We start from the raw sequence: 17,776 nt of genomic DNA, 5'->3' as shown, positions 1-17,776 counted from the left end.
TGCCTTGTCGATCGCGACCGGCTTCGCTAGGTTGAAGTCCAAGCACCGAGCGGCGTTCGGCCGTGACGGATAGAATATAAGCGAGTGACGGCATGGGGGATATGTCCGCCCGGTTGCCGCACCGGGGAGCGCGTAGCACTTCCCGCCCGGCACCGAATACGCCAGCGCGCCCGCGCTGGCCGGGCGCGCGTCATTATGCCGCGCTCGACCTTGGCACCAACAACTGCCGGCTGCTGATCGCCCGGCCGCAGGGGGACGGCTTTGCCGTCGTCGATGCCTTTTCCCGGATCGTCCGGCTGGGCGAGGGGTTGGCGGCGACGGGTCGCCTGTCCGATCTGGCGATGGATCGCACCGTCGCTGCGCTGAAGATCTGCGCCGAAAAGCTCAAGCGCCGTGACGTGACGCTGGCGCGATCGGTCGCGACCGAGGCGTGCCGGCGGGCGACGAACGGCCCTGCCTTCGTCGAACGCGTGCTCGACGAAACCGGCATCCACCTCGACATCATCACTGCCGAGGAGGAGGCGCGGCTGGCCGTGCTCGGCTGTCATGCGCTGCTCGAACCCGGTACCGGGCCGGCGCTGGTGTTCGATATCGGCGGTGGATCGACCGAACTGGTGCTGCTCGATGCGACCACGCCCGTGCCGCGCGTGCTAGACTGGCATTCGGCGCCATGGGGGGTGGTATCGTTGACCGAGAGTCTGGGCGGCGGTCGCGCCGCACCGATGGCGTCGGGCGCGTACGAGCGGATGCGGGCGTGCGTCGAGGAAAGCTTCGCGCCGTTTGCCAAACGCTTGCCGGATACCGACCAGCCCCGCCGGCTGCTCGGCACCAGCGGCACGGTGACGACGCTGGCGAGCGTCCATCTCGGCCTGCCCGCCTATGACCGGTCGCAGATCGACGGGCTGATCGTGCCGGCCGACGCGATGCTGGCGGTCAGCCAGCGGCTGGCCGGCATGGATCTGGCGCAGCGCGGCACGGTGCCCTGTATCGGCAGCGAACGCGCCGATCTGGTGGTCGCGGGCTGCGCGATCCTCGAATCGATTCTGGCGCTCTGGCCCGCCGAGCGGCTAGGGATCGCCGACCGTGGGATTCGCGAAGGAATCCTGCGCCGTTTGATGGCAGGAACCCGATGACCCGCGGAAGCCCCCCCGGCCGGCAGCGCGTACGTACCGCACGCGCGCGATCGGCCCAGTCGACACGCTGGCTCGAACGCCAGTTGAACGACCCCTATGTGAAGAAGGCGCGCGCGGAGGGCTATCGCAGCCGTGCCGCGTACAAGCTGATCGAACTCGACGAACGCTTCAAGCTGTTGCGCGGCGTGAAGCGCGTCGTCGACCTCGGCATCGCGCCGGGCGGCTGGACGCAGGTCGTGCGCAAGGTCCGGCCAGAATGCACGGTGGTCGGCATCGACCTGTTGCCGGTCGACCCGATCGATGGCGTGACGATCCTGCAGATGGACTTTCTGGCCGACCACGCCCCCGACCGGCTCCGCGAGGAACTCGGCGGGGAGGCGGACCTCGTCCTGTCCGACATGGCTGCCAACACCGTCGGCCATCCGCAGACCGATCACCTGCGCACCATGGCGCTGGTCGAGGCGGCGGTGATGTTCGCCTGCGAAATCCTGCGTCCCGGCGGCGATTTCGTCGCGAAGGTACTGGCGGGCGGGGCCGACAACGAACTGGTCGTCGAGCTGAAGCGCAATTTCCAGACGGTGAAGCACGCCAAGCCGCCGGCGAGCCGCAAGGATTCGTCCGAATGGTATGTCATCGCGACGAACTTCAAGGGCCGCCGCGACGTTCCGGCAGAGGCCGGGGCGGGGACGGACGAACCGTCCCCGGACGCGCTTACGGAATGATCCGGTCGGCGCGCAGCCGTTCGAACAGGGCGAAGAACGCGTCGTCGGTCGCGCGATAGCCGGTGAAGCCCAGCCGCCGGCTTTTCGACATGTCGGCGACCACCTCGATCGGGCGACCGAGGTCGGCGTCGGTATGCCATGGCGAGGCCAGCCGGTTCAGATCGGCTTCGGCCAAGCCATGGCGCTCGGCGATCGCTGCCCAGCGCGACGCATCGTCGGCCATTTGCTCGGCCAGCGGGCGAACTGTCCCGTCGAACGGTGCGGCCTCGACCCCGAACCAGTCGGCGATGCGCGCCCACATCCATTGCCAGCGAAACACGTCGCCATTGACGACGTTGAACGCCTGATCGTGCGCCGCGTCGGTCTGCGCCGTCCACAGCAGATGTTCGGCGAGCAGCCCGGCGTCGGTCATGTCGGTCAGCCCCTGCCACTGCGCCGCCGATCCGGGGAAGACGAACGGCCGTCCCGCGTCCCGGCACAGCGTCGCATGGACGGCCAGCGTGGTGCCCATGTTCATCGCATTGCCGACCGCCTTGCCGATCACGGTGTGCGGACGGTGGACGCTCCACGTAAAGCCGTCGCGCTCGGCGGCGGCGAACAGCTCGTCCTCCTGCGCATAATAGAAATTGGCGATGTCGAGACGCGGTTGATCCTCGCGGAACGGCGTCTGCGGCAGCTTGCCCTGCCCATAGGCCTCGAACGGCCCCAGATAGTGCTTCAGGCCGGTGACCAGCGCGACATGGCGCGGGGCGTCGCTGGCGGGCAGGGCGTCAAGCAGGTTGCGGACCATCGCGCCGTTGACGCGGATATTCTTCGCCTCGCTGTCCTGTCGCGCCCAGGTGGTGATGAACACCGTATCGGGGCGCAGATCGGCCAGTGCCGCGCGCGTCGACGCCGGATCGGTCAGGTCGGCCGCGACCGGGCGGACGTCGTCCCGTTCGACCGGGCGGCGCGCAAGCCCGTGTACTGCCCAGCCTTGTGCGTTCAGCAGCGTCGCGGTCGCGCTGCCGACGATCCCGCTGGCACCCACCACCAAAGCTGTCTTCGTCATATCCAAACTTTCTTTGCCGAACGAAGACAGCCAGCTAGGCACGATCGCACCGGGGTTGAAGACGGCACCGGAACCGCCCCCAGGCACCAGAAGGTACCCAGTCATGCAGCCCGGATCGGACGAAATCGAATGGCGTGAGGATTGCGCGCCGCGCCGCGTCCTGTCGCTGTTCGCAACCAAATGGACCAGCATGGTGCTGCATACGCTGCACACTCGTCATGGCGGGGCGGCACGGACCGGCGTGCTGCTGCGCAGCCTGCCGGGCATTTCCAAGAAGATGCTGACCCAGACGCTGCGGGAGATGGAGGCGATCGGCCTGATCGAGCGCGAGGTGCAGGCGGTGATGCCGCCGGCGGTCGAATATCGCCTGACGGAGCTAGGTTGTCGGTTCGTCGAGCCGGTGACGCTGCTCTATGACTGGGGGCGGCGCAATGCCGACGCGCTGGATGCGCTGGGCAGCCGGTCGGGGGCGCGGCGGACTTGATGCGCGCCAGCGCGATCGACACGACTGGAACTCCCCTCCCTGACAAGGGAGGGGCTGGGGGTGGGTGGGCCCGCGAGGAAGGGTAGGCTCCCGACAACCGGCCTACCCACCCCCGACCCCTCCCTTGTCAGTGAGGGGAGGCGAACATGCCCTGTCCTCGCCCGGTTGCCATGCGTTGCGCAACCGTCGTCGCCTGCGCTCGGAACCACCCCAAAACAAAAAAGGCGGCCCCGCAGGACCGCCCCTTTTTTATCGCATCGATCCGCTGGCCTCAGCCGTCGTAATCACCGCCGACATTCTGGTTACGCGGCGGGGCGGCGGCGGTGAGGCGCAGTGCCTCGGCCGACGCGGCCAGCGAACCCAGTTCGTCCGGCGCTTCCTCGTCGTCGATCTGCACCTTCTGCATCGACGTGATGACCGACTCGCGCAGATGGTCGGGAGTGATATTCTCCTCAGCGATCTCACGCAGCGCCACGACCGGATTCTTGTCGCGGTCGCGATCGAGGGTCAGTTCGGCACCGCCCGAAATCTGGCGGGCGCGCTGAGCGGCCATCAACACCAGGTCGAAACGGTTGGGGATCTTGTCGACGCAATCCTCGACGGTGACGCGCGCCATGAAACGCCTTCCTTGCAAAGAACGGAGGGTATCGGAAAGCGTGCTGCCTACGCGCCGCCCGGTCGGAAGTCAATGAAACTCGCCAAGGCCCCGGCCGTTACGACGGGGCAACGGATGGGCGAGCGCATGAACGGCACGGACGAACCTGTTTTTACCGTGGCCGGGAACCGGCTGACGCTGCTGACCGAAGGCCCTGCGCGGCTCGATGCGTTGCTGGCGTTGATCGGGGGCGCGCGCCGGTCGCTGCGCATCCTGTTCTACATTTGGGAAGAGGATACCGCCGGCACCCGCGTCCGCGATGCGCTGGTCGCGGCGGCCCGGCGCGGGGTGCGCGTCGCGTTGATCGTCGACGGGCTGGGTGCGGAGGCGGCGGCGAGTCGCGGCTTTTTCGGGCCGCTGCGCGAGGCGGGCGGCGATGTCTGTGTGTTCGTGCCGCGGATCGGGCGGCGCTATCTGTTGCGCAATCATCAGAAACTGGCGCTGGCCGACGATTTGCGGGTGATCGTCGGCGGTTTCAATGTCGAGGACGCCTATTTCGGTACCGTCGAGCAACAGGCGTGGCGCGATCTGGGCGTGCTGGTCGAAGGGCCGGCGGCGGGGCGGCTGGCGGGCTATTTCGATGCGTTGAAGGCGTGGATCGCGCTGCCCGGCGCGCCCTTGCGCAAATTGTCGCGGATGCTGCGGGAATGGAGCGAGGACAGCGGCCCGGTCCGCTGGCTGCTCGGTGGTCCGTCGCGGCGGCTGTCGCCATGGGCGCGGACGGTGAAGCACGAGATCCGCACCAGCGAACGCATCGACATGATCGCCGCCTATTTCGCGCCCGGCCCGTTGATGATGCGGCGGATGGACAGGGCGGCGAAGCGGACCCGCCTGCGGATCGTCGTACCTGCCAAGACCGACCATGCCATCGCCCTGCTCGCGGCGCGCTTCACCTATCGCAACCTGCTGCGCCACCGGATCGAACTGTACGAATATCAACCGACCAAGCTGCACACCAAACTCTTCCTCGCCGACGATGCGGTGCATATCGGGTCGGCCAATTTCGATGTGCGGTCGATGTACCTCAACATGGAACTGATGCTGCGCGTCGAGGATGCGGCGTTCGCAGAGCATCTGCGCGCCTATATGGATCGCGAGGTCGCCGATTCGCAGCGCGTCACCCGTCAGTTGCACAGCGAACGATCGGGCTGGTGGGCGCGGGTGAAACAGGCCGGGGCATATTTCATCATGTCGGTCCTCGATCCGCAGGTTACCGTGCGCCTCAACCGCGATTGACGCAAACCGCTTGAGACTCCGGCGAAGCTGGCCCATCGGGCGGCGATGGATATTCCCGCACTCTACGCACGGTTGATTCAGGCGATCGGCGACGGCACCGGCATGGCCGACAGCCTGCTCCACGTGCATGCCGGCATGGCGGTGCTGCTGATTACCCGCATCGTCACCGGCTATCGCCTGTCGACGCCGGTGCCGCTGGCGGTGGTGGCACTGGCCGAACTGGGCAACGAAGTGCTCGACCGTATTTTCTGGGGGTCGTGGCGGTGGGAGGATACGTCGCTCGACATTCTCAACACCATGTTCTGGCCGACGATGCTGTTCATCGGCCTGCGGTTGCGCGACCGGTTCGAACCGCGCGCCAAGCCGGGGAACGCCGCCTGATGTGAAGCGGTTATGTCGGCCAAGGAGAATAGCCATGGCCGACACCCCTGAACATCCGAAGGTCGATCCCGAACGGACCACGCCGCGCAACGCGTTCGACAATCCGACCGGCCATTCGGGCCAGGAATATTCGACCGAGCGGCAGGCGCAGCAGGCCGCGGTCGAAGCGCGTGCCTCCAGCGTCGCTCCGGCACCGGACGGCCGCGAAATTCCGCCCGAGGCCGGTCGCCGCGCCTCGATCGGTCCGAATGGTGAGGTGCATGGCAGCGGTGCCAATGCCGGCGGCGGCGCGCAGGGCGAGAATTTCGACGACGATGCGTCGGGGGAAGGGGCCGGGGTGCCGCCTGCGGAACGCGCACCGGACCGGTAATGGGTCTCCCCTCTCTGGAAGGGAGGGGTCGGGGGTGGGTAGGTCCGTTGCGGAAAGCGTCCTTACCCCCGCAGGCCAACCCACCCCAACCCCTCCCTGCTAGGGAGGGGCTTTAAGCGCTCGCCTCGCCTATCAGCTTCGCGGCCTCGGCTCCCGCCCAGTCCATGTCGCCGGTCACCCGCCACACTTCCTTGCCCGACGCATCGTACAGGATCGTCGTCGGCAGGCTGACACCCATGCCGGTCGAGAATTTGAGGTCCGCGTCGCGATAGGCGACCAGGTTCGTCAGCTTACGCTCGGTCAGGAACGGCTGGACCTTCTCCTGTTCCATGTCCTGCGAGACGGTGACGACGTGCAACCCCGCCTTTTCGCGCGCGGCCAGCGCGTCGAGCGTCGGCATTTCATGCACGCACGGCGCGCACCACGTCGCCCACAGATTGACCAGTGCCGGCTTGCCGTGGAAATCGGCGAGCGTCACCGCCTTTCCCGCGCCGTCCTGAAACTGGTAGGCGGGCATCGCCTCGCCCTTGTGGCTGCGATCGACCTTCGCGGCGGCGGCGGGGGTGGCGGTGTTGGCGGGGGCGGCGACGTCGGGAACGGTGCCGTCCTCCGTCACAGCGGCTTGCTCCGGCGCGGCGGCTCGCTTATCGCAAGCGCCGACGAACAGGCTCAGTCCAAGGAGAAGCGCGATTACCGGGCGCATGGGAAGCTCCAACAGCATGTGGGGCGGGCGCTTCGCCGAAGGCCCGTCGGCGGTGATGCGTGAGATAAACGCCTCTATCCCCTTCGACAAGCGAATGTGGCGACAGGATATCGCCGGGTCCAATGCGCACGCAACGATGCTGGGCGCGCAGGGTATCGTCGATGCGGCGGATGTGGCGACGATCCTCGACGGGCTCGACGCAGTCGCGGCGGACTATGCCGAGCACGGCGTTCCCGACGACCTGACGCTCGAGGACATCCATATGCTGACCGAAGCGCGGCTGGCCGAGAAGATCGGACCCGTAGCCGGGCGGCTGCACACCGCCCGCTCGCGCAACGATCAGGTCGCGACCGACTTCCGCCTGTGGACCCGCGACGCGATCGACGCGGTCGATGCGGCGCTGGGGCAGTTGCAGGCGGCGTTGCTGGTGCGGGCCGAGGAGCATGCGGCGACGGTCATGCCCGGCTTCACCCATTTGCAGGTCGCGCAGCCGGTCACGCTGGGCCATCACCTGATGGCCTATCACACCATGGTCGCGCGCGATCGCGGGCGCTTCGCCGACTGCCGGGCGCGGCTGAACTACAATCCGCTGGGATCGGCGGCGCTGGCCGGCACCGGTTTCCCGCTCGATCGTCATGCGACCGCGCAGGCGCTGGGCTTTGCCGGGCCGACGGTCAATTCGCTCGATTCGGTCAGCGATCGCGACTTCGCGATCGAATATCTGACCGCCGCCGTGCAATGCTCGCTGCACCTCTCGCGGCTCGCCGAGGAGTTCGTGATCTGGGCGTCGCAGATGTTCGGTTTCGTGTCGTTGAGCGACCAATGGTCGACCGGCAGCTCGATCATGCCGCAGAAGCGCAACCCCGATGCCGCCGAACTGGTGCGCGGGCATAGCGGGCGGATCATGGGCTGCATGACGTCGCTGATGGTGACGATGAAGGGCCTGCCGCTCGCCTATTCGAAGGACATGCAGGACGACAAGCCGCCGGTGTTCGAGGCGACCGACCTGCTCGCGCTATCGATCGCGGCGATGACCGGCATGATTGAAAGCGCGACCTTCCGCCCCGACCGGATGCGCGCGGCGGCCGAAACCGGCTTTTCGACCGCCACCGACCTTGCCGACTGGCTGGTGCGCGAAGCGGGGGTGCCGTTCCGCGAGGCGCATCATATCACCGGTCGCGCGGTCAAGCTGGCCGAGGACAAGGGCTGCCGGCTCGACGGCCTCACCCTCGATGACCTGACCGGCATCGACGACCGTATCCATGCCGGCATCTTCGACGTGCTGAGCGTCGATGCGTCGGTGGCCAGTCGCAAGAGCTTCGGCGGCACCGCGCCCGAACGGGTCCGCGAGGCCATCGCTGTCGCGCGGGGACAGTGATGCGCGCGCTCGTCCTGCTCGGCGTCGCGCTGGCGCTGGCCGGTTGTGGCCAGCGCCGCGACCTGCGCCCGCGCGAGAATGCGTCGCTGCCGCCCGCCCCCTATGGCGCGACTGCGACGCCGACCTCCGCCGATCTGCTGACCCCGACGACGCAGCAGCGCCCGTCGCGCAGCGACGAGCTGCTGACCGAATCGAAGGAACGCGGCGACGATCCCTTCGCGCTGCCGCCGCGCTAGGCGCTACTTCGGGCGTGGTGGGGTCAGAAACTGCCCTGCACGCTCGCGCCGCCGGGCAGGCCGGTGAACGGCAGCATCGCCGCACCGTCGCCGGTCATCGTGAAGCGCAGGCTGCCATCCTCGTTGACCGTCGCATCCATCAACGTGCGGCGGCGCTGCTGATCGGGGACCAGACGGATACGCGATTGCCGGCCGATATGGTCGGCGGTCAGCAGCATCGCCGGGGTCGGGGTCGCGACATTGCCCGGCCGGGTCACGCAACTGCCCGGTTCGATCGCGACGCGACCCTCGGCCATCGCCGATCCGGCGATCGTCGACAGGACGGGAATGTCGACCTGCCACGGCATGTCGCAGGCAAAGGGCAGATTGGGCTGCAACGCCGCGAGCAGCGACGCATCGGCCGATCCCGCTACCCGGTCGAGCCGCACCCCGCCCGGCCGGATCAGCGCCTGTCCGCCCAGATCGGTGTCGGGACCGGTCGCGGTCCAATCCACCGCGAAGCCGAGGCTGGTAAGGCTGCGCAACGGCGCGAAATGCCATTCGAGGCGGCTGCCCCCGGCGATGCCGACCTCGCCGTTCCACACGGTGCCGCCGACGCCGCTGCGCCAGTCGCTGTTGCCGACGATCAGGCTGGCGGGCAGCGTCGCGACAATCGCGACCACGAACGAGGCTATGCCGAGACCCGCGAAGCGGATACTGTGCCGACGTGCCTGCAACCTCGAAAGACTCGGTGATGCGATCGCGACGTTCGACGCTTGGGCTGTTCCGGGATGCGGTGCTGCTGTCGTCTGCGGCATGGGCCGCGTCCCCCCTGTTGGCTGCGCGCCGGGCCAAGCGCTCCGCCGCGTTGCTGGTTCCGCTGACCGGAGACCGTAGCGCGCTGGGGCTTAGCATAGCCAATGCCGCGAGGCTCGCCGAAACCGATGCCGCCGCGCTGTCGGTGATCGATACCGGTGGCAGTGCCGCGGGTGCGGTGCGCGCCGCGCAGGCAGCGGTGAAGGGCGGCGCGACGATGCTGCTGGGGCCGCTGTCGGCCGACGAAACCCGCGCGGTCGCGGCGGCGGTCGCGGTGCCGGTGGTCGCGCTGACCAACGATGCAGGCGCGCGCGGCGGCGGGGCGTTCGTGTTCGGCATCACCCCGGCACAGGCCGCGTCGGCGATCCTCGGCTATGCCCGGTCGCGCGGCATCCGCCGGGTGCTGGCGGTCGATGACGGGTCGCCCTGGTCGCGCGCCTCGGTCGCGGCGGCCAAGGCGGCGGAGACCGATCTGGGGCTGAGCATCACCGTCGTGCCGGTGACCGACGGGGGATTGCCGGCAAGCGTCGAGGCCGATGCCGCGTTCGTGCCCGGCGCGGCGGTGGCGCTGGCCCCGGCGCTCAAGACGCGCGGCATCCAGCTGCTGGCGACGGTGCAGGCGCTCGACTACCGCGCGGATGCGGTCGGCGCATTGGAGGGGGCATGGATCGCCAGTCCCGATCCCGAACGCTTCGCCGCCTTTGCCACCGAATATGCCGCGCGCAACGGCGGCAGGCCCGGCGCGATCGCCGCGCTGGGCAATGACGCGGCGATGATCGCGAAGACGCTGCGTGAGGCCGATGCGATGACCCGCGAAGGCGTGCTGCGCGACGCCGGGTTCGACGGCGTGACCGGGCGCGTCCGCTTCCGGTCGGACGGCAGCTGCGCGCGCGACTTCGCGATCCTCGTCCCGACCAACGGCGTGTATCAGAAGGTGGCGGAGAGCCGCGGGGCATGACGCCGCGCCGCGCGGGGGAAGCGGGCTTCACCCTGCTCGAACTGATGATCTCGCTGGGGCTGTTCGCGCTGATCGCGGTCGCCGGGCTGGCATTGGTCGACAGCGTCATCGGCGTCGATGGCCGGACCGAGGCGCGGCTCGACCGGGTGGCCGACCTGCAACGCGCGATGGTGGTGATCTCCAGCGACCTCGACCAGATCGCGCCGGGGCCGATGGGGGGCGATGCGGCGGGCGTGCGGTTCCGGCGCAGCGCACCGGGGCTGGGTGGGCCGGCGATCGGGGTCGGTTATCGCATCGCCGGCGGACAGTTGCTGCGCGTCGTCGAGGGGCGGGCGCAGCTGGTGCTCGATCGGGTGACGGCTGCGCGTTGGCGCTATTTCGACGGCGGCTGGCTTGACAACTGGCCGCCCGCGCCCGACCGCTCGCTCGACTGGCCCCGCGCGGTGGTGGTCGAATTGCAGGTCGGCGGTCCCGGCGGCGGCAGTCTGCGGCGGATCGTGACGCTGCCGATCCCGGCGAGGACGACATGATGCGCGCGGTACCCGAGGGCGAACGGGGCATGATCCTGGTCAACGTGTTGATGTTCGTGGCGATTGCCAGCGGGCTGGTCCTGTTGATGATCAACCGCGAGGAGGTGGCGCTCGACCGTTCGATCCGATCGCGCGAGGCAGCGCGCGCATTGGCGGTGGTGCGTGGCGGCGAATTGTCGGCACTGTCGGCGTTGCAGCGCGACGCGCGGGTCGCGCCCGAGGCCGATTATCCGGGCGAGCCATGGGGCGGCATCAGCGAAAACGGCATTGCCATCGATGGCGGGCGCTTCGACCTGACCATCGCCGATGCCGAGGGGCGCTTCAACGTCAATTCGGTGCGGCGCGAGCTCGACCCGATCCCGCAGCTGCTGTTCCTGCGCATCGCGCGCGCGGCGGGGATCGAGGAGGACAAGGCGGTGGCGGCGGTCGCGCTGATCCGCGCACAGGGGCCGGTGCAGGATCTGCGGCCGCTCGCTGTCTTCCTGCCCCCCGAACAGGCGCAGCTGCTGGCGCGGATGGTGACCGCGCTGCCCGGCGATACCGCGATCAACCTGAACGCGGCGACGCCCGAATTGATGGCGGTGCTGTTCGAACCGGCACAGGCGCAGCGGCTGATCGGCTTACGCAACCGGCAGGGCTATCTGTCGAAGGACGATCTGGCGCGCGAAGACGTGACCGCCCCCGGCGGAACCCGGTTCAAATCGGACCATTTCTGGGTCCGCACCCGCGCGACGATCGGCGAGACGGTGCAGCAGGGCGCGACGCTGATCCAGCGGGTCGAGCGCGGCGAAGGTGCCCAGACGGTACGCGTCGCCGTACCGGTCGAACGCTGGCGCAACGCCGCGATCCCGCCGGAAGTGCCGGGGTTCGGATAAGCCCCGTCGGGACGGCGGGCGGTCGCTTCGCGTTCTATTTCGCGTCGGGCAGCTTGCGCAGATTGCCGTTCGCGATGGTTACCGGCTTCAGGCAACCGTTCTCGCTATAGGCAAGCGCCACCTCCCGCCGAGCGGGCGGCTCTTTGGATAAGGGCTGTATCCGGGCGGGCGGGGCAAGGCCGGCATGCTGCACGGTGGCGCGCTCACACTTTTCGGGCGGAGGCGGAGGCGGCGGGGGTGCCACGGCAGGTTCGGTCATCGCTGCAAGCAACAGCATGAGCATGGTCGGAACCTCCCTGCGACCGCCACGCCGGGCCGGTCGGTGTCGTGGATAGCATCGCGAGGATGGGCGAGAAACCAGAAAAGCCGGCGGGATTCGGGATGCCGTGGACCAAAGGTCACGAAAGTCACACTTGCACGCGGTTTGTGCGCAGGGTGGGTCGGGATGCGACTGGGTCAAAGAGCGGGACGGGACGATGAACGGCAACGATCTTCGCAGGCGGGAAGGTTGTAGGAAAGCGGGAATGGCTGGTTCTGTTGGTTAGCTGCCGCTCATCTGCCTTCGAATTATGCCGGAGCTAATGTTATATTTCGTCGCCGCGATAGAAACGATAGACAGCGTGGAGATTGGAACCTACGAATAACGCTAATCCTAGCATGAATATCGCAGATTTTTTATGATCGTCGTTAGTATAATAGCCGATGAGAAGTAGCGATAAAATGGTCACAATGACGCGAGGAAATAGAAAGGCTAGGTATCCCTCGCTCGAAATATAATGTTGTGTAAGTAGGCCCGCTAGTCTGGAATAGAAGACCCAGTCGACTGCTATTCCAAATAGGACGACGGCACCAAAATGCATCATATGTCGGATCGCCTTCGCAGGCATTGTGCCGTCGAACTGGAGTGTCCGCAATTGGGCGATATCCGCCCCGCCTTCGCTCAATAGCCGATCCAGGCATTCTCGATATGGCGGGGCGGCGTGCCGGGGGCCAGCAGGATGACGTCGATGCGGATGTCGGCCCCGTCGGCATAGGTCGGCGCAAGGATTTCGGCCGCTGCCGCGACGCGCACCAGCCGGCGTTCGTCGATGGCGTGATCCAGATCGGCGGCGGTGGCGCGGGTCTTTACCTCGACGAACGCGACGATGCCGCCCCGGCGGGCGATCAGGTCGATTTCGCCCGCCTTGGTCTTCACGCGGCGGGCGAGGATGCGCCAGCCTTTCAGCCGTAGCCACCAGCCCGCGATCCGCTCGCCACGCCGGCCGGCCTCATCGGCGGCGACGCGCGAGGCACGCGATCGGGGGCGGGGCGGGCGGACGAACATGCCGTTTCGTGCCGCACCGCGCCCGATGCGGCAAGCCTCAGCGCATCAACCCGGCGCTGCGCAGCGCGCGCTCGATCGTCGCCTGTACGCCCGATACTTCGGTCTGTTGCTGCTGCTGATGCTGCTGCGTCGGCTCGGGCCGCATCGGCTCGGGCCGGATGGTGCGCGTCGGGCGGGGGGTGGCGACCGGCGCTACCGCATCGGTCAGTCCCCAGGATCGCGCGATTTCGATGGTGCTCGACAGGCCGACGTCCAGCATGAACGGTCCGGCATGGCCGATGCCGCTGGCGGTATCGACCGGCACGCCGTGGCCCATGCCGGCGACGCGCCATTCGTCGACCAGCGGCGCGCCCGACCCGTCGCGCCACGTCCGGCGACGCCAGCCGGTTTCGGCGGTCGTCTCCGGCGTGGCATCCGACAGGTCGTGGACGCCGCACCATTGCGCGACCAGCGCGTCGAGATTGCCGACGACCACCGTCGTATCGGCGGTGCCGTGCCAGATGGCGACGCGCGGCATCGGAGCGCGACCGGCGACCGATCGTACCGCCGCCGCGCCGCTGCGCGCATCGGGCAGCGACTGGCCGCGCATCCGTTCCATCGCGGCGCGCACGCCGATCGCGCTGCCATAGGGCAGGCCGCCGATGATCGCGCCGGCGGCGAAGCGATCGGGCCATGCCGCCAGCATGACCGCGGTCATCGCTCCACCGGCGGACAGCCCGGTGACGAACACCCGCGCCGGATCGATGTCATGCGCGGCGATCGCCGCGTCGATCATCGCCGCGATCGATTCGGCCTCGCCCCCGATCCGCGCGATGTCCGCCGCCTCAAACCAGTTGAAACACATATTGGCGTTGTTCGCGCGCCTCTGTTCGGGAAACAGCACCGCAAATCCCTCCCGCTCTGCCAGCGTCGACCAGCCGGTGCCATGGTCGTAGATCGCAGCATCCTGCGTACAGCCATGCATTGCGACGACCAGCGCCGCGCCGGGCTTCAGGTCGGCGGGCACGTACATCCGCGCGCGCAAATTGCCGGGATCGGGGGCGAAACCGGTCAGGTCGTGCAGCCGGTCGGTCATGCCCGATGGCGAACCGGGCTGCTGCATCCGCGACAGACGGGCAAGGGTGGTGGACAACGAAACCATGAGCGTACGCCTTCTCGTCACGGCATCCGCTGGCCGCTGCGACAAGATATGGCGTCGATGCTGCGCTGCACAATAGGAAAGGTGGCAGGCGGGATTTCGGATGGTCGATCGGGGGTCCGAATGGCGATCTGCATCCTTCGGACGATTGGGTCCGATACCGATGCAATGCATATACAAGGTGGGGAACGCTGGTTAATATCAGCGGGAAAGCGATGGGGGCATCGATGCAGACCAGTAACGGAGATCGGGCGAACCCCGTTTCGCACGCGCGGAAAACCGACGAGGAAGTTTGGGAAGCCTATTTCTTCACGACGCCGGTCGCGACGGAGGAACGCGCGCGTCCTGAATTGCAGATCGTACCGCGACCGACGATCTGAACGGCGGTTTGACGGCGGGCGCGCAAGCGTTTCGCGGTGCCGGCCCGCTACCCGACCCTGCTATCCGTGCAGATGGGCGATGGGTGACCGGGTAGGAAGAACGGGCGGGCATCGCTACGACATCCGCGGCAATTCGCGTGTCGGGCTGGCCCGACCGATTTTTGCTGCCGACCACGCAGTACGAATGTCGTGCGGATCGCCGACAAGGCGGTCGAGTTGGTCGCGCGAATGCGGTTCCGCGGGGTTCCCGGTAGCAGGCCGGTATGGGCGGCGCAGGACGCAGGCGTCAGCAGCGAACTCGACAATGTCTTGGGAGCACGATCGGCTGCGCGCGATCGGTGACGGGTCGTCCCGTCCGTGCGACAACAGCCTTGCGTTTGAAATCCAATGGTCGGGGAGAGAGGATTCGAACCTCCGGCCCCTGCCTCCCGAAGGCAGTGCTCTACCAGGCTGAGCTACTCCCCGACGGAGTATCGACAGGCTGCCAAAGGCACCCGCCGTTGCTTGGAGGCGCGCCTATAGCGGGCGGTCACCGGGTCCGCAAGCGGGATTCGTACGCCGCGCTGTTTGGCTTTGGGCGCGAAGCTGCTACGGGGCGGACACGATTTTCTCTTACCGATTGTGTGACCGTGGCCACTCCGCTCGACAAACTGCGTAATTTCTCGATCATCGCCCATATCGACCATGGCAAGTCGACGCTTGCCGACCGGCTGATCCAGCGGACCGGCGGCCTCGCCGAGCGCGAGATGTCGGCGCAGGTGCTCGACAATATGGAGATCGAGAAGGAACGCGGCATCACTATCAAGGCGCAGACGGTGCGGCTCGAATGGAAGGGCCATGTCCTGAACCTGATGGACACGCCGGGCCATGTCGACTTCGCGTATGAAGTGTCGCGCAGCCTTGCCGCGTGCGAGGGCGCGCTGCTGGTCGTCGATGCCGCGCAGGGGGTCGAGGCGCAGACGCTCGCCAACGTCTATCAGTCGATCGAGCATGACCATGAGATCATTCCGGTCATCAACAAGATCGACCTTCCCGCCGCCGAGCCGGAAAAGGTAAAGGCCGAAATCGAGGACCTGATCGGCCTCGACACGTCGCGCGCGGTGCTGGCATCGGCCAAGGCCGGGATCGGTATCGACGAGATCCTCGACGCGATCGTCGACCAGATTCCGCCGCCCAAGGGCGATGCGAGCGCGCCGTTGAAGGCGATGCTGGTCGACAGCTGGTACGATCCGTATTTGGGCGTCGTCATCCTGATCCGCGTGATCGACGGATCGATCCGCAAGGGCCAGCAGATTAAGTTCATGAACGCCGATACGACGCATCTGGTCGATCGGGTCGGGGCGTTCCGGCCGAAGATCGAGCAGCTGCCCGATCTGGGGCCGGGGGAGATCGGCTTCATTACCGCGCAGATCAAGGAAGTGGCGCAGACGATGGTCGGCGACACGATCACCGACGCCAGGCGCCCGACCGCCGAACCGCTGCCGGGGTTCAAGGAAGTGCAGTCGGTGGTGTTCTGCGGCCTGTTCCCGGTCGATGCCGCCGATTTCGACAAATTGCGCGAGTCGATCAGCAAGCTCAGGCTGAACGATGCCAGCTTCACCTTCGAAATGGAAAGCTCGGCGGCCTTGGGCTTCGGCTTCCGTTGCGGGTTCCTGGGCCTGCTGCATCTGGAGATCATTCAGGAGCGGCTGACGCGCGAATACGACCTCGACCTCATCACGACCGCGCCGTCGGTGGTGTATCAGATCGAACTGACCCATCCCGATCCGGCGGGTATTACCGAGATCGACCTGCACAACCCGGCCGACATGCCCGACGTCAACAAGATCAAGACGATCAGCGAGCCGTGGATCAAGGCGACGATCTATGTCCCCGACGAATATCTGGGCGGCATATTGAAGCTGTGTCAGGATCGGCGCGGCATCCAGCTGAACCTGACCTATGTCAGCGGGCGGGCGCAGGCGACCTATGAACTGCCGCTCAACGAAGTCGTGTTCGATTTCTACGACCGGCTGAAGTCGCTGTCGAAGGGCTATGCCAGCTTCGATTACGAACAGATCGGCTATCGCGAGGGGGATCTGGTCAAGATGAGCATCCTCGTCAACGAAGAGCCGGTCGATGCGCTGAGCATGATCGTCCACCGCGGCACCGCCGAGGTCCGCGGGCGCGGCATGGTCGAGCGGCTGAAGGAACTGATCCCGCGCCACCTGTTCAAGATTCCGATCCAGGCGGCGATCGGCGGCAAGGTGATCGCGCGCGAGACGATCAGCGCGATGCGCAAGGACGTGACCGCGAAATGCTATGGCGGCGACGCCAGCCGCAAGCGCAAGCTGCTCGACAAGCAGAAGAAGGGCAAGGCGAAGATGCGCGAATACGGATCGGTCAGCATCCCGCAGGAAGCCTTCATCGCCGCATTGCGCATGGGCGACGAAAGCTGATCCCGGCCCCGACCGGCGTCGGGGCGATCATCGACGGCCAATATGAAAGCGGCCGGTGCCACGGGGGCACCGGCCGCTTTTCGATGTAGGCAGTGCTGGCTTACGCCAGAACGCTCATCACCATCTGGACGGTCAGTGCGACCCCGGCCCAGCCGATGGCGGCCATACCGACCATAGTGGCGATGGTCGCTCGCCCGGAATATTTGGTGTGCATCCTCGCCCTCCGTGTTCTTGTCTGGGACAGATTGTTCGAAACCGGCGACGATTGCAAATTTGTGATGGCCCGGTTTTGGCGTAAAATTGCTGCAGAAACCGTGCATTTGCTGCACCGCACAACAATATTTGCGCAGTGCAAAAACTGCGTTCCGACCGCACGTGCCAAAATGGAACGATATTTTTGGCGTGCCTTCGCAGCTGCAATGCGTGGTTAATGCGGCCCGACAGCCTGAAAATTTTTTTTCGACCCCGTTTGGCGTAGCGAAATTAGGGCAGATTCGGGCTGCAAACGTTTCGCGAGCGATTCGTGATGGATGGTTCTGATCTAATTTTACCGTGGAACTTTTGGCCGATTCGAACGTCGGCGGGGCGCCGGTTTCGGCATCACGACATGGAGAACGACATGACCGACACTGATCGCACGTTCGGCGGCGCGCAGCAGGCTACCGATCAGATGAAGGCAGCGGGCGAGCGGCTGCAGGCGGCCGGCACGCAGATGACCGAACAGGGATCGCAGCTCGGCCTGACCATCCTATCGCAGGCCGAATCCAATACGCAGGAAGCGTTCAAGGCGATGCGCGCAGCCGCGCAGGCCCGCGACCTGAACGAAGTGATGAAGATCCAGTCGGAATATATGCGCGAGCAGGGATCGCGATCGATGACGCAGGCCCGCGAAGTCGGCGAGATGATCGCCCAGTTCGGACGCAGCGCCATCGGACAGATGACCGGGCGCGACTGATCGGTCTATGCCGATGATCCGTCGCGGCCATGGG

Annotated in this window: 22 protein-coding genes and 1 tRNA gene; 15 read left to right on the top strand and 8 right to left on the bottom strand. The window is 66.8% G+C overall.

Annotation, left to right across the window (positions count from 1 at the left end):
- The first annotated feature begins 92 nt into the window (after positions 1-92).
- Together ASE50_RS14715 and ASE50_RS14710 are read left to right on the top strand one after the other, a co-directional pair.
- Positions 93-1,133: a Ppx/GppA phosphatase family protein gene (locus ASE50_RS14715; protein ID WP_082439043.1), complete on the top strand. Its 1,041-nt coding sequence runs from the start codon at positions 93-95 to the stop codon at positions 1,131-1,133.
- A complete protein-coding gene (locus ASE50_RS14710) occupies positions 1,130-1,855 on the top strand; it encodes an RlmE family RNA methyltransferase (RefSeq protein WP_056402137.1) in 726 nt (241 codons plus the stop codon). Before ASE50_RS14715 ends, ASE50_RS14710 begins: the two co-directional genes overlap by 4 nt.
- Here the strand turns inward: ASE50_RS14710 and ASE50_RS14705 are convergent.
- On the bottom strand, positions 1,845-2,906 hold the full coding sequence (locus tag ASE50_RS14705; protein ID WP_056402134.1) for an SDR family oxidoreductase: 1,062 nt from the start codon (positions 2,904-2,906) through the stop codon (positions 1,845-1,847). The two genes, ASE50_RS14710 and ASE50_RS14705, sit on opposite strands and share 11 nt — an antisense overlap.
- 103 nt (positions 2,907-3,009) lie before the next feature.
- Here ASE50_RS14705 and ASE50_RS14700 point away from each other — a divergent pair, with 103 nt between their 5' ends.
- Positions 3,010-3,390, top strand: coding sequence for a winged helix-turn-helix transcriptional regulator (locus tag ASE50_RS14700; RefSeq protein WP_056402131.1), 381 nt, complete (start codon positions 3,010-3,012; stop codon positions 3,388-3,390).
- A 271-nt stretch (positions 3,391-3,661) separates the two neighbouring features.
- Here the strand turns inward: ASE50_RS14700 and rpoZ are convergent, their stop codons facing one another.
- Positions 3,662-4,006: a DNA-directed RNA polymerase subunit omega gene (gene rpoZ, locus ASE50_RS14695; protein WP_055758348.1), complete on the bottom strand. Its 345-nt coding sequence runs from the start codon at positions 4,004-4,006 to the stop codon at positions 3,662-3,664.
- Positions 4,007-4,132: 126 nt separating this feature from the next.
- On the opposite strand from rpoZ, the gene ASE50_RS14690 reads away from it, so the two are divergent.
- Genes ASE50_RS14690 through ASE50_RS14680 form a run of 3 tightly spaced genes read left to right on the top strand, consistent with a single transcriptional unit; the run spans position 4,133 to position 6,032 of the window.
- Entirely contained in the window at positions 4,133-5,281 is a 1,149-nt protein-coding gene (locus tag ASE50_RS14690; RefSeq protein WP_056402505.1) for a phospholipase D-like domain-containing protein, read from the top strand.
- 45 nt (positions 5,282-5,326) lie between these two features.
- Entirely contained in the window at positions 5,327-5,662 is a 336-nt protein-coding gene (locus ASE50_RS14685; protein WP_056402128.1) for a hypothetical protein, read from the top strand.
- Between the two features lie 34 nt (positions 5,663-5,696).
- A complete protein-coding gene (locus ASE50_RS14680; protein ID WP_056402125.1) occupies positions 5,697-6,032 on the top strand; it encodes a hypothetical protein in 336 nt (111 codons plus the stop codon).
- Between the two features lie 112 nt (positions 6,033-6,144).
- Here ASE50_RS14680 and ASE50_RS14675 read toward each other — a convergent pair whose 3' ends face one another.
- The gene (locus ASE50_RS14675; protein WP_235512375.1) at positions 6,145-6,648 is read right to left on the bottom strand and encodes a TlpA family protein disulfide reductase; all 504 of its coding nucleotides are present in this window, start codon (positions 6,646-6,648) and stop codon (positions 6,145-6,147) included.
- Between the two features lie 103 nt (positions 6,649-6,751).
- Here ASE50_RS14675 and argH point away from each other — a divergent pair, with 103 nt between their 5' ends.
- Together argH and ASE50_RS14665 are read left to right on the top strand one after the other, a co-directional pair.
- Positions 6,752-8,113, top strand: coding sequence for an argininosuccinate lyase (argH, locus tag ASE50_RS14670; RefSeq protein ID WP_056402119.1), 1,362 nt, complete (start codon positions 6,752-6,754; stop codon positions 8,111-8,113).
- Positions 8,113-8,349 carry a hypothetical protein gene (locus tag ASE50_RS14665; RefSeq protein ID WP_056402115.1) on the top strand — a complete coding sequence of 79 codons (237 nt, stop codon included), beginning with the start codon at positions 8,113-8,115 and terminating at the stop codon, positions 8,347-8,349. The genes argH and ASE50_RS14665 overlap by 1 nt, the downstream gene beginning before the upstream one ends.
- Positions 8,350-8,372: 23 nt before the next feature.
- On the opposite strand, the gene gspN is transcribed toward ASE50_RS14665, so the two are convergent.
- A complete protein-coding gene (gene gspN / locus ASE50_RS14660) occupies positions 8,373-9,011 on the bottom strand; it encodes a type II secretion system protein N (protein WP_235512373.1) in 639 nt (212 codons plus the stop codon).
- 71 nt (positions 9,012-9,082) lie between these two features.
- Here gspN and ASE50_RS14655 point away from each other — a divergent pair, with 71 nt between their 5' ends.
- The 3 genes from ASE50_RS14655 to ASE50_RS14645 are packed head-to-tail and all read left to right on the top strand — an operon-like array spanning position 9,083 to position 11,507.
- Positions 9,083-10,102, top strand: coding sequence for a hypothetical protein (locus tag ASE50_RS14655; protein WP_056402112.1), 1,020 nt, complete (start codon positions 9,083-9,085; stop codon positions 10,100-10,102).
- Positions 10,099-10,632, top strand: a complete 534-nt coding sequence (locus ASE50_RS14650; protein WP_056402109.1) for a type II secretion system protein GspJ — start codon at positions 10,099-10,101, stop codon at positions 10,630-10,632. Before ASE50_RS14655 ends, ASE50_RS14650 begins: the two co-directional genes overlap by 4 nt.
- Complete coding sequence (locus ASE50_RS14645; protein WP_235512371.1) at positions 10,629-11,507, top strand: general secretion pathway protein GspK; 879 nt, start codon at positions 10,629-10,631, stop codon at positions 11,505-11,507. The genes ASE50_RS14650 and ASE50_RS14645 overlap by 4 nt, the downstream gene beginning before the upstream one ends.
- 34 nt (positions 11,508-11,541) lie before the next feature.
- On the opposite strand, the gene ASE50_RS18860 is transcribed toward ASE50_RS14645, so the two are convergent.
- From ASE50_RS18860 to ASE50_RS14630, 3 genes are all read right to left on the bottom strand, one after another.
- Positions 11,542-11,790, bottom strand: a complete 249-nt coding sequence (locus tag ASE50_RS18860; protein WP_156347489.1) for a hypothetical protein — start codon at positions 11,788-11,790, stop codon at positions 11,542-11,544.
- Between the two features lie 657 nt (positions 11,791-12,447).
- Positions 12,448-12,831: a YraN family protein gene (locus tag ASE50_RS14635; RefSeq protein WP_056402104.1), complete on the bottom strand. Its 384-nt coding sequence runs from the start codon at positions 12,829-12,831 to the stop codon at positions 12,448-12,450.
- Positions 12,832-12,868: 37 nt separating this feature from the next.
- Positions 12,869-13,972 (bottom strand): alpha/beta hydrolase family esterase, encoded by a 1,104-nt coding sequence (locus ASE50_RS14630; RefSeq protein WP_056402101.1) that lies wholly within the window; start codon positions 13,970-13,972, stop codon positions 12,869-12,871.
- 224 nt (positions 13,973-14,196) lie between these two features.
- On the opposite strand from ASE50_RS14630, the gene ASE50_RS18855 reads away from it, so the two are divergent.
- On the top strand, positions 14,197-14,349 hold the full coding sequence (locus tag ASE50_RS18855) for a hypothetical protein (protein ID WP_156347488.1): 153 nt from the start codon (positions 14,197-14,199) through the stop codon (positions 14,347-14,349).
- A gap of 388 nt (positions 14,350-14,737) precedes the next feature.
- Here ASE50_RS18855 and ASE50_RS14625 read toward each other — a convergent pair.
- Positions 14,738-14,814 (bottom strand) — tRNA-Pro (locus ASE50_RS14625).
- 164 nt (positions 14,815-14,978) lie between these two features.
- On the opposite strand from ASE50_RS14625, the gene lepA reads away from it, so the two are divergent.
- The 3 genes from lepA to ASE50_RS14615 all read left to right on the top strand — a co-directional run bounded on the left by lepA (position 14,979) and on the right by ASE50_RS14615 (position 17,742).
- Complete coding sequence (gene lepA, locus ASE50_RS14620) at positions 14,979-16,787, top strand: translation elongation factor 4 (protein ID WP_056402495.1); 1,809 nt, start codon at positions 14,979-14,981, stop codon at positions 16,785-16,787.
- Between the two features lie 92 nt (positions 16,788-16,879).
- Positions 16,880-17,218 (top strand): hypothetical protein, encoded by a 339-nt coding sequence (locus ASE50_RS19535; RefSeq protein WP_156347487.1) that lies wholly within the window; start codon positions 16,880-16,882, stop codon positions 17,216-17,218.
- Between the two features lie 188 nt (positions 17,219-17,406).
- Complete coding sequence (locus ASE50_RS14615; RefSeq protein ID WP_056402492.1) at positions 17,407-17,742, top strand: phasin family protein; 336 nt, start codon at positions 17,407-17,409, stop codon at positions 17,740-17,742.
- Positions 17,743-17,776: the final 34 nt, after the last annotated feature.

This window comes from Sphingomonas sp. Leaf5, from assembly GCF_001421155.1.
Lineage (GTDB): Bacteria > Pseudomonadota > Alphaproteobacteria > Sphingomonadales > Sphingomonadaceae > Sphingomonas.
This window is presented reverse-complemented; position numbering and strand designations above follow the sequence as displayed.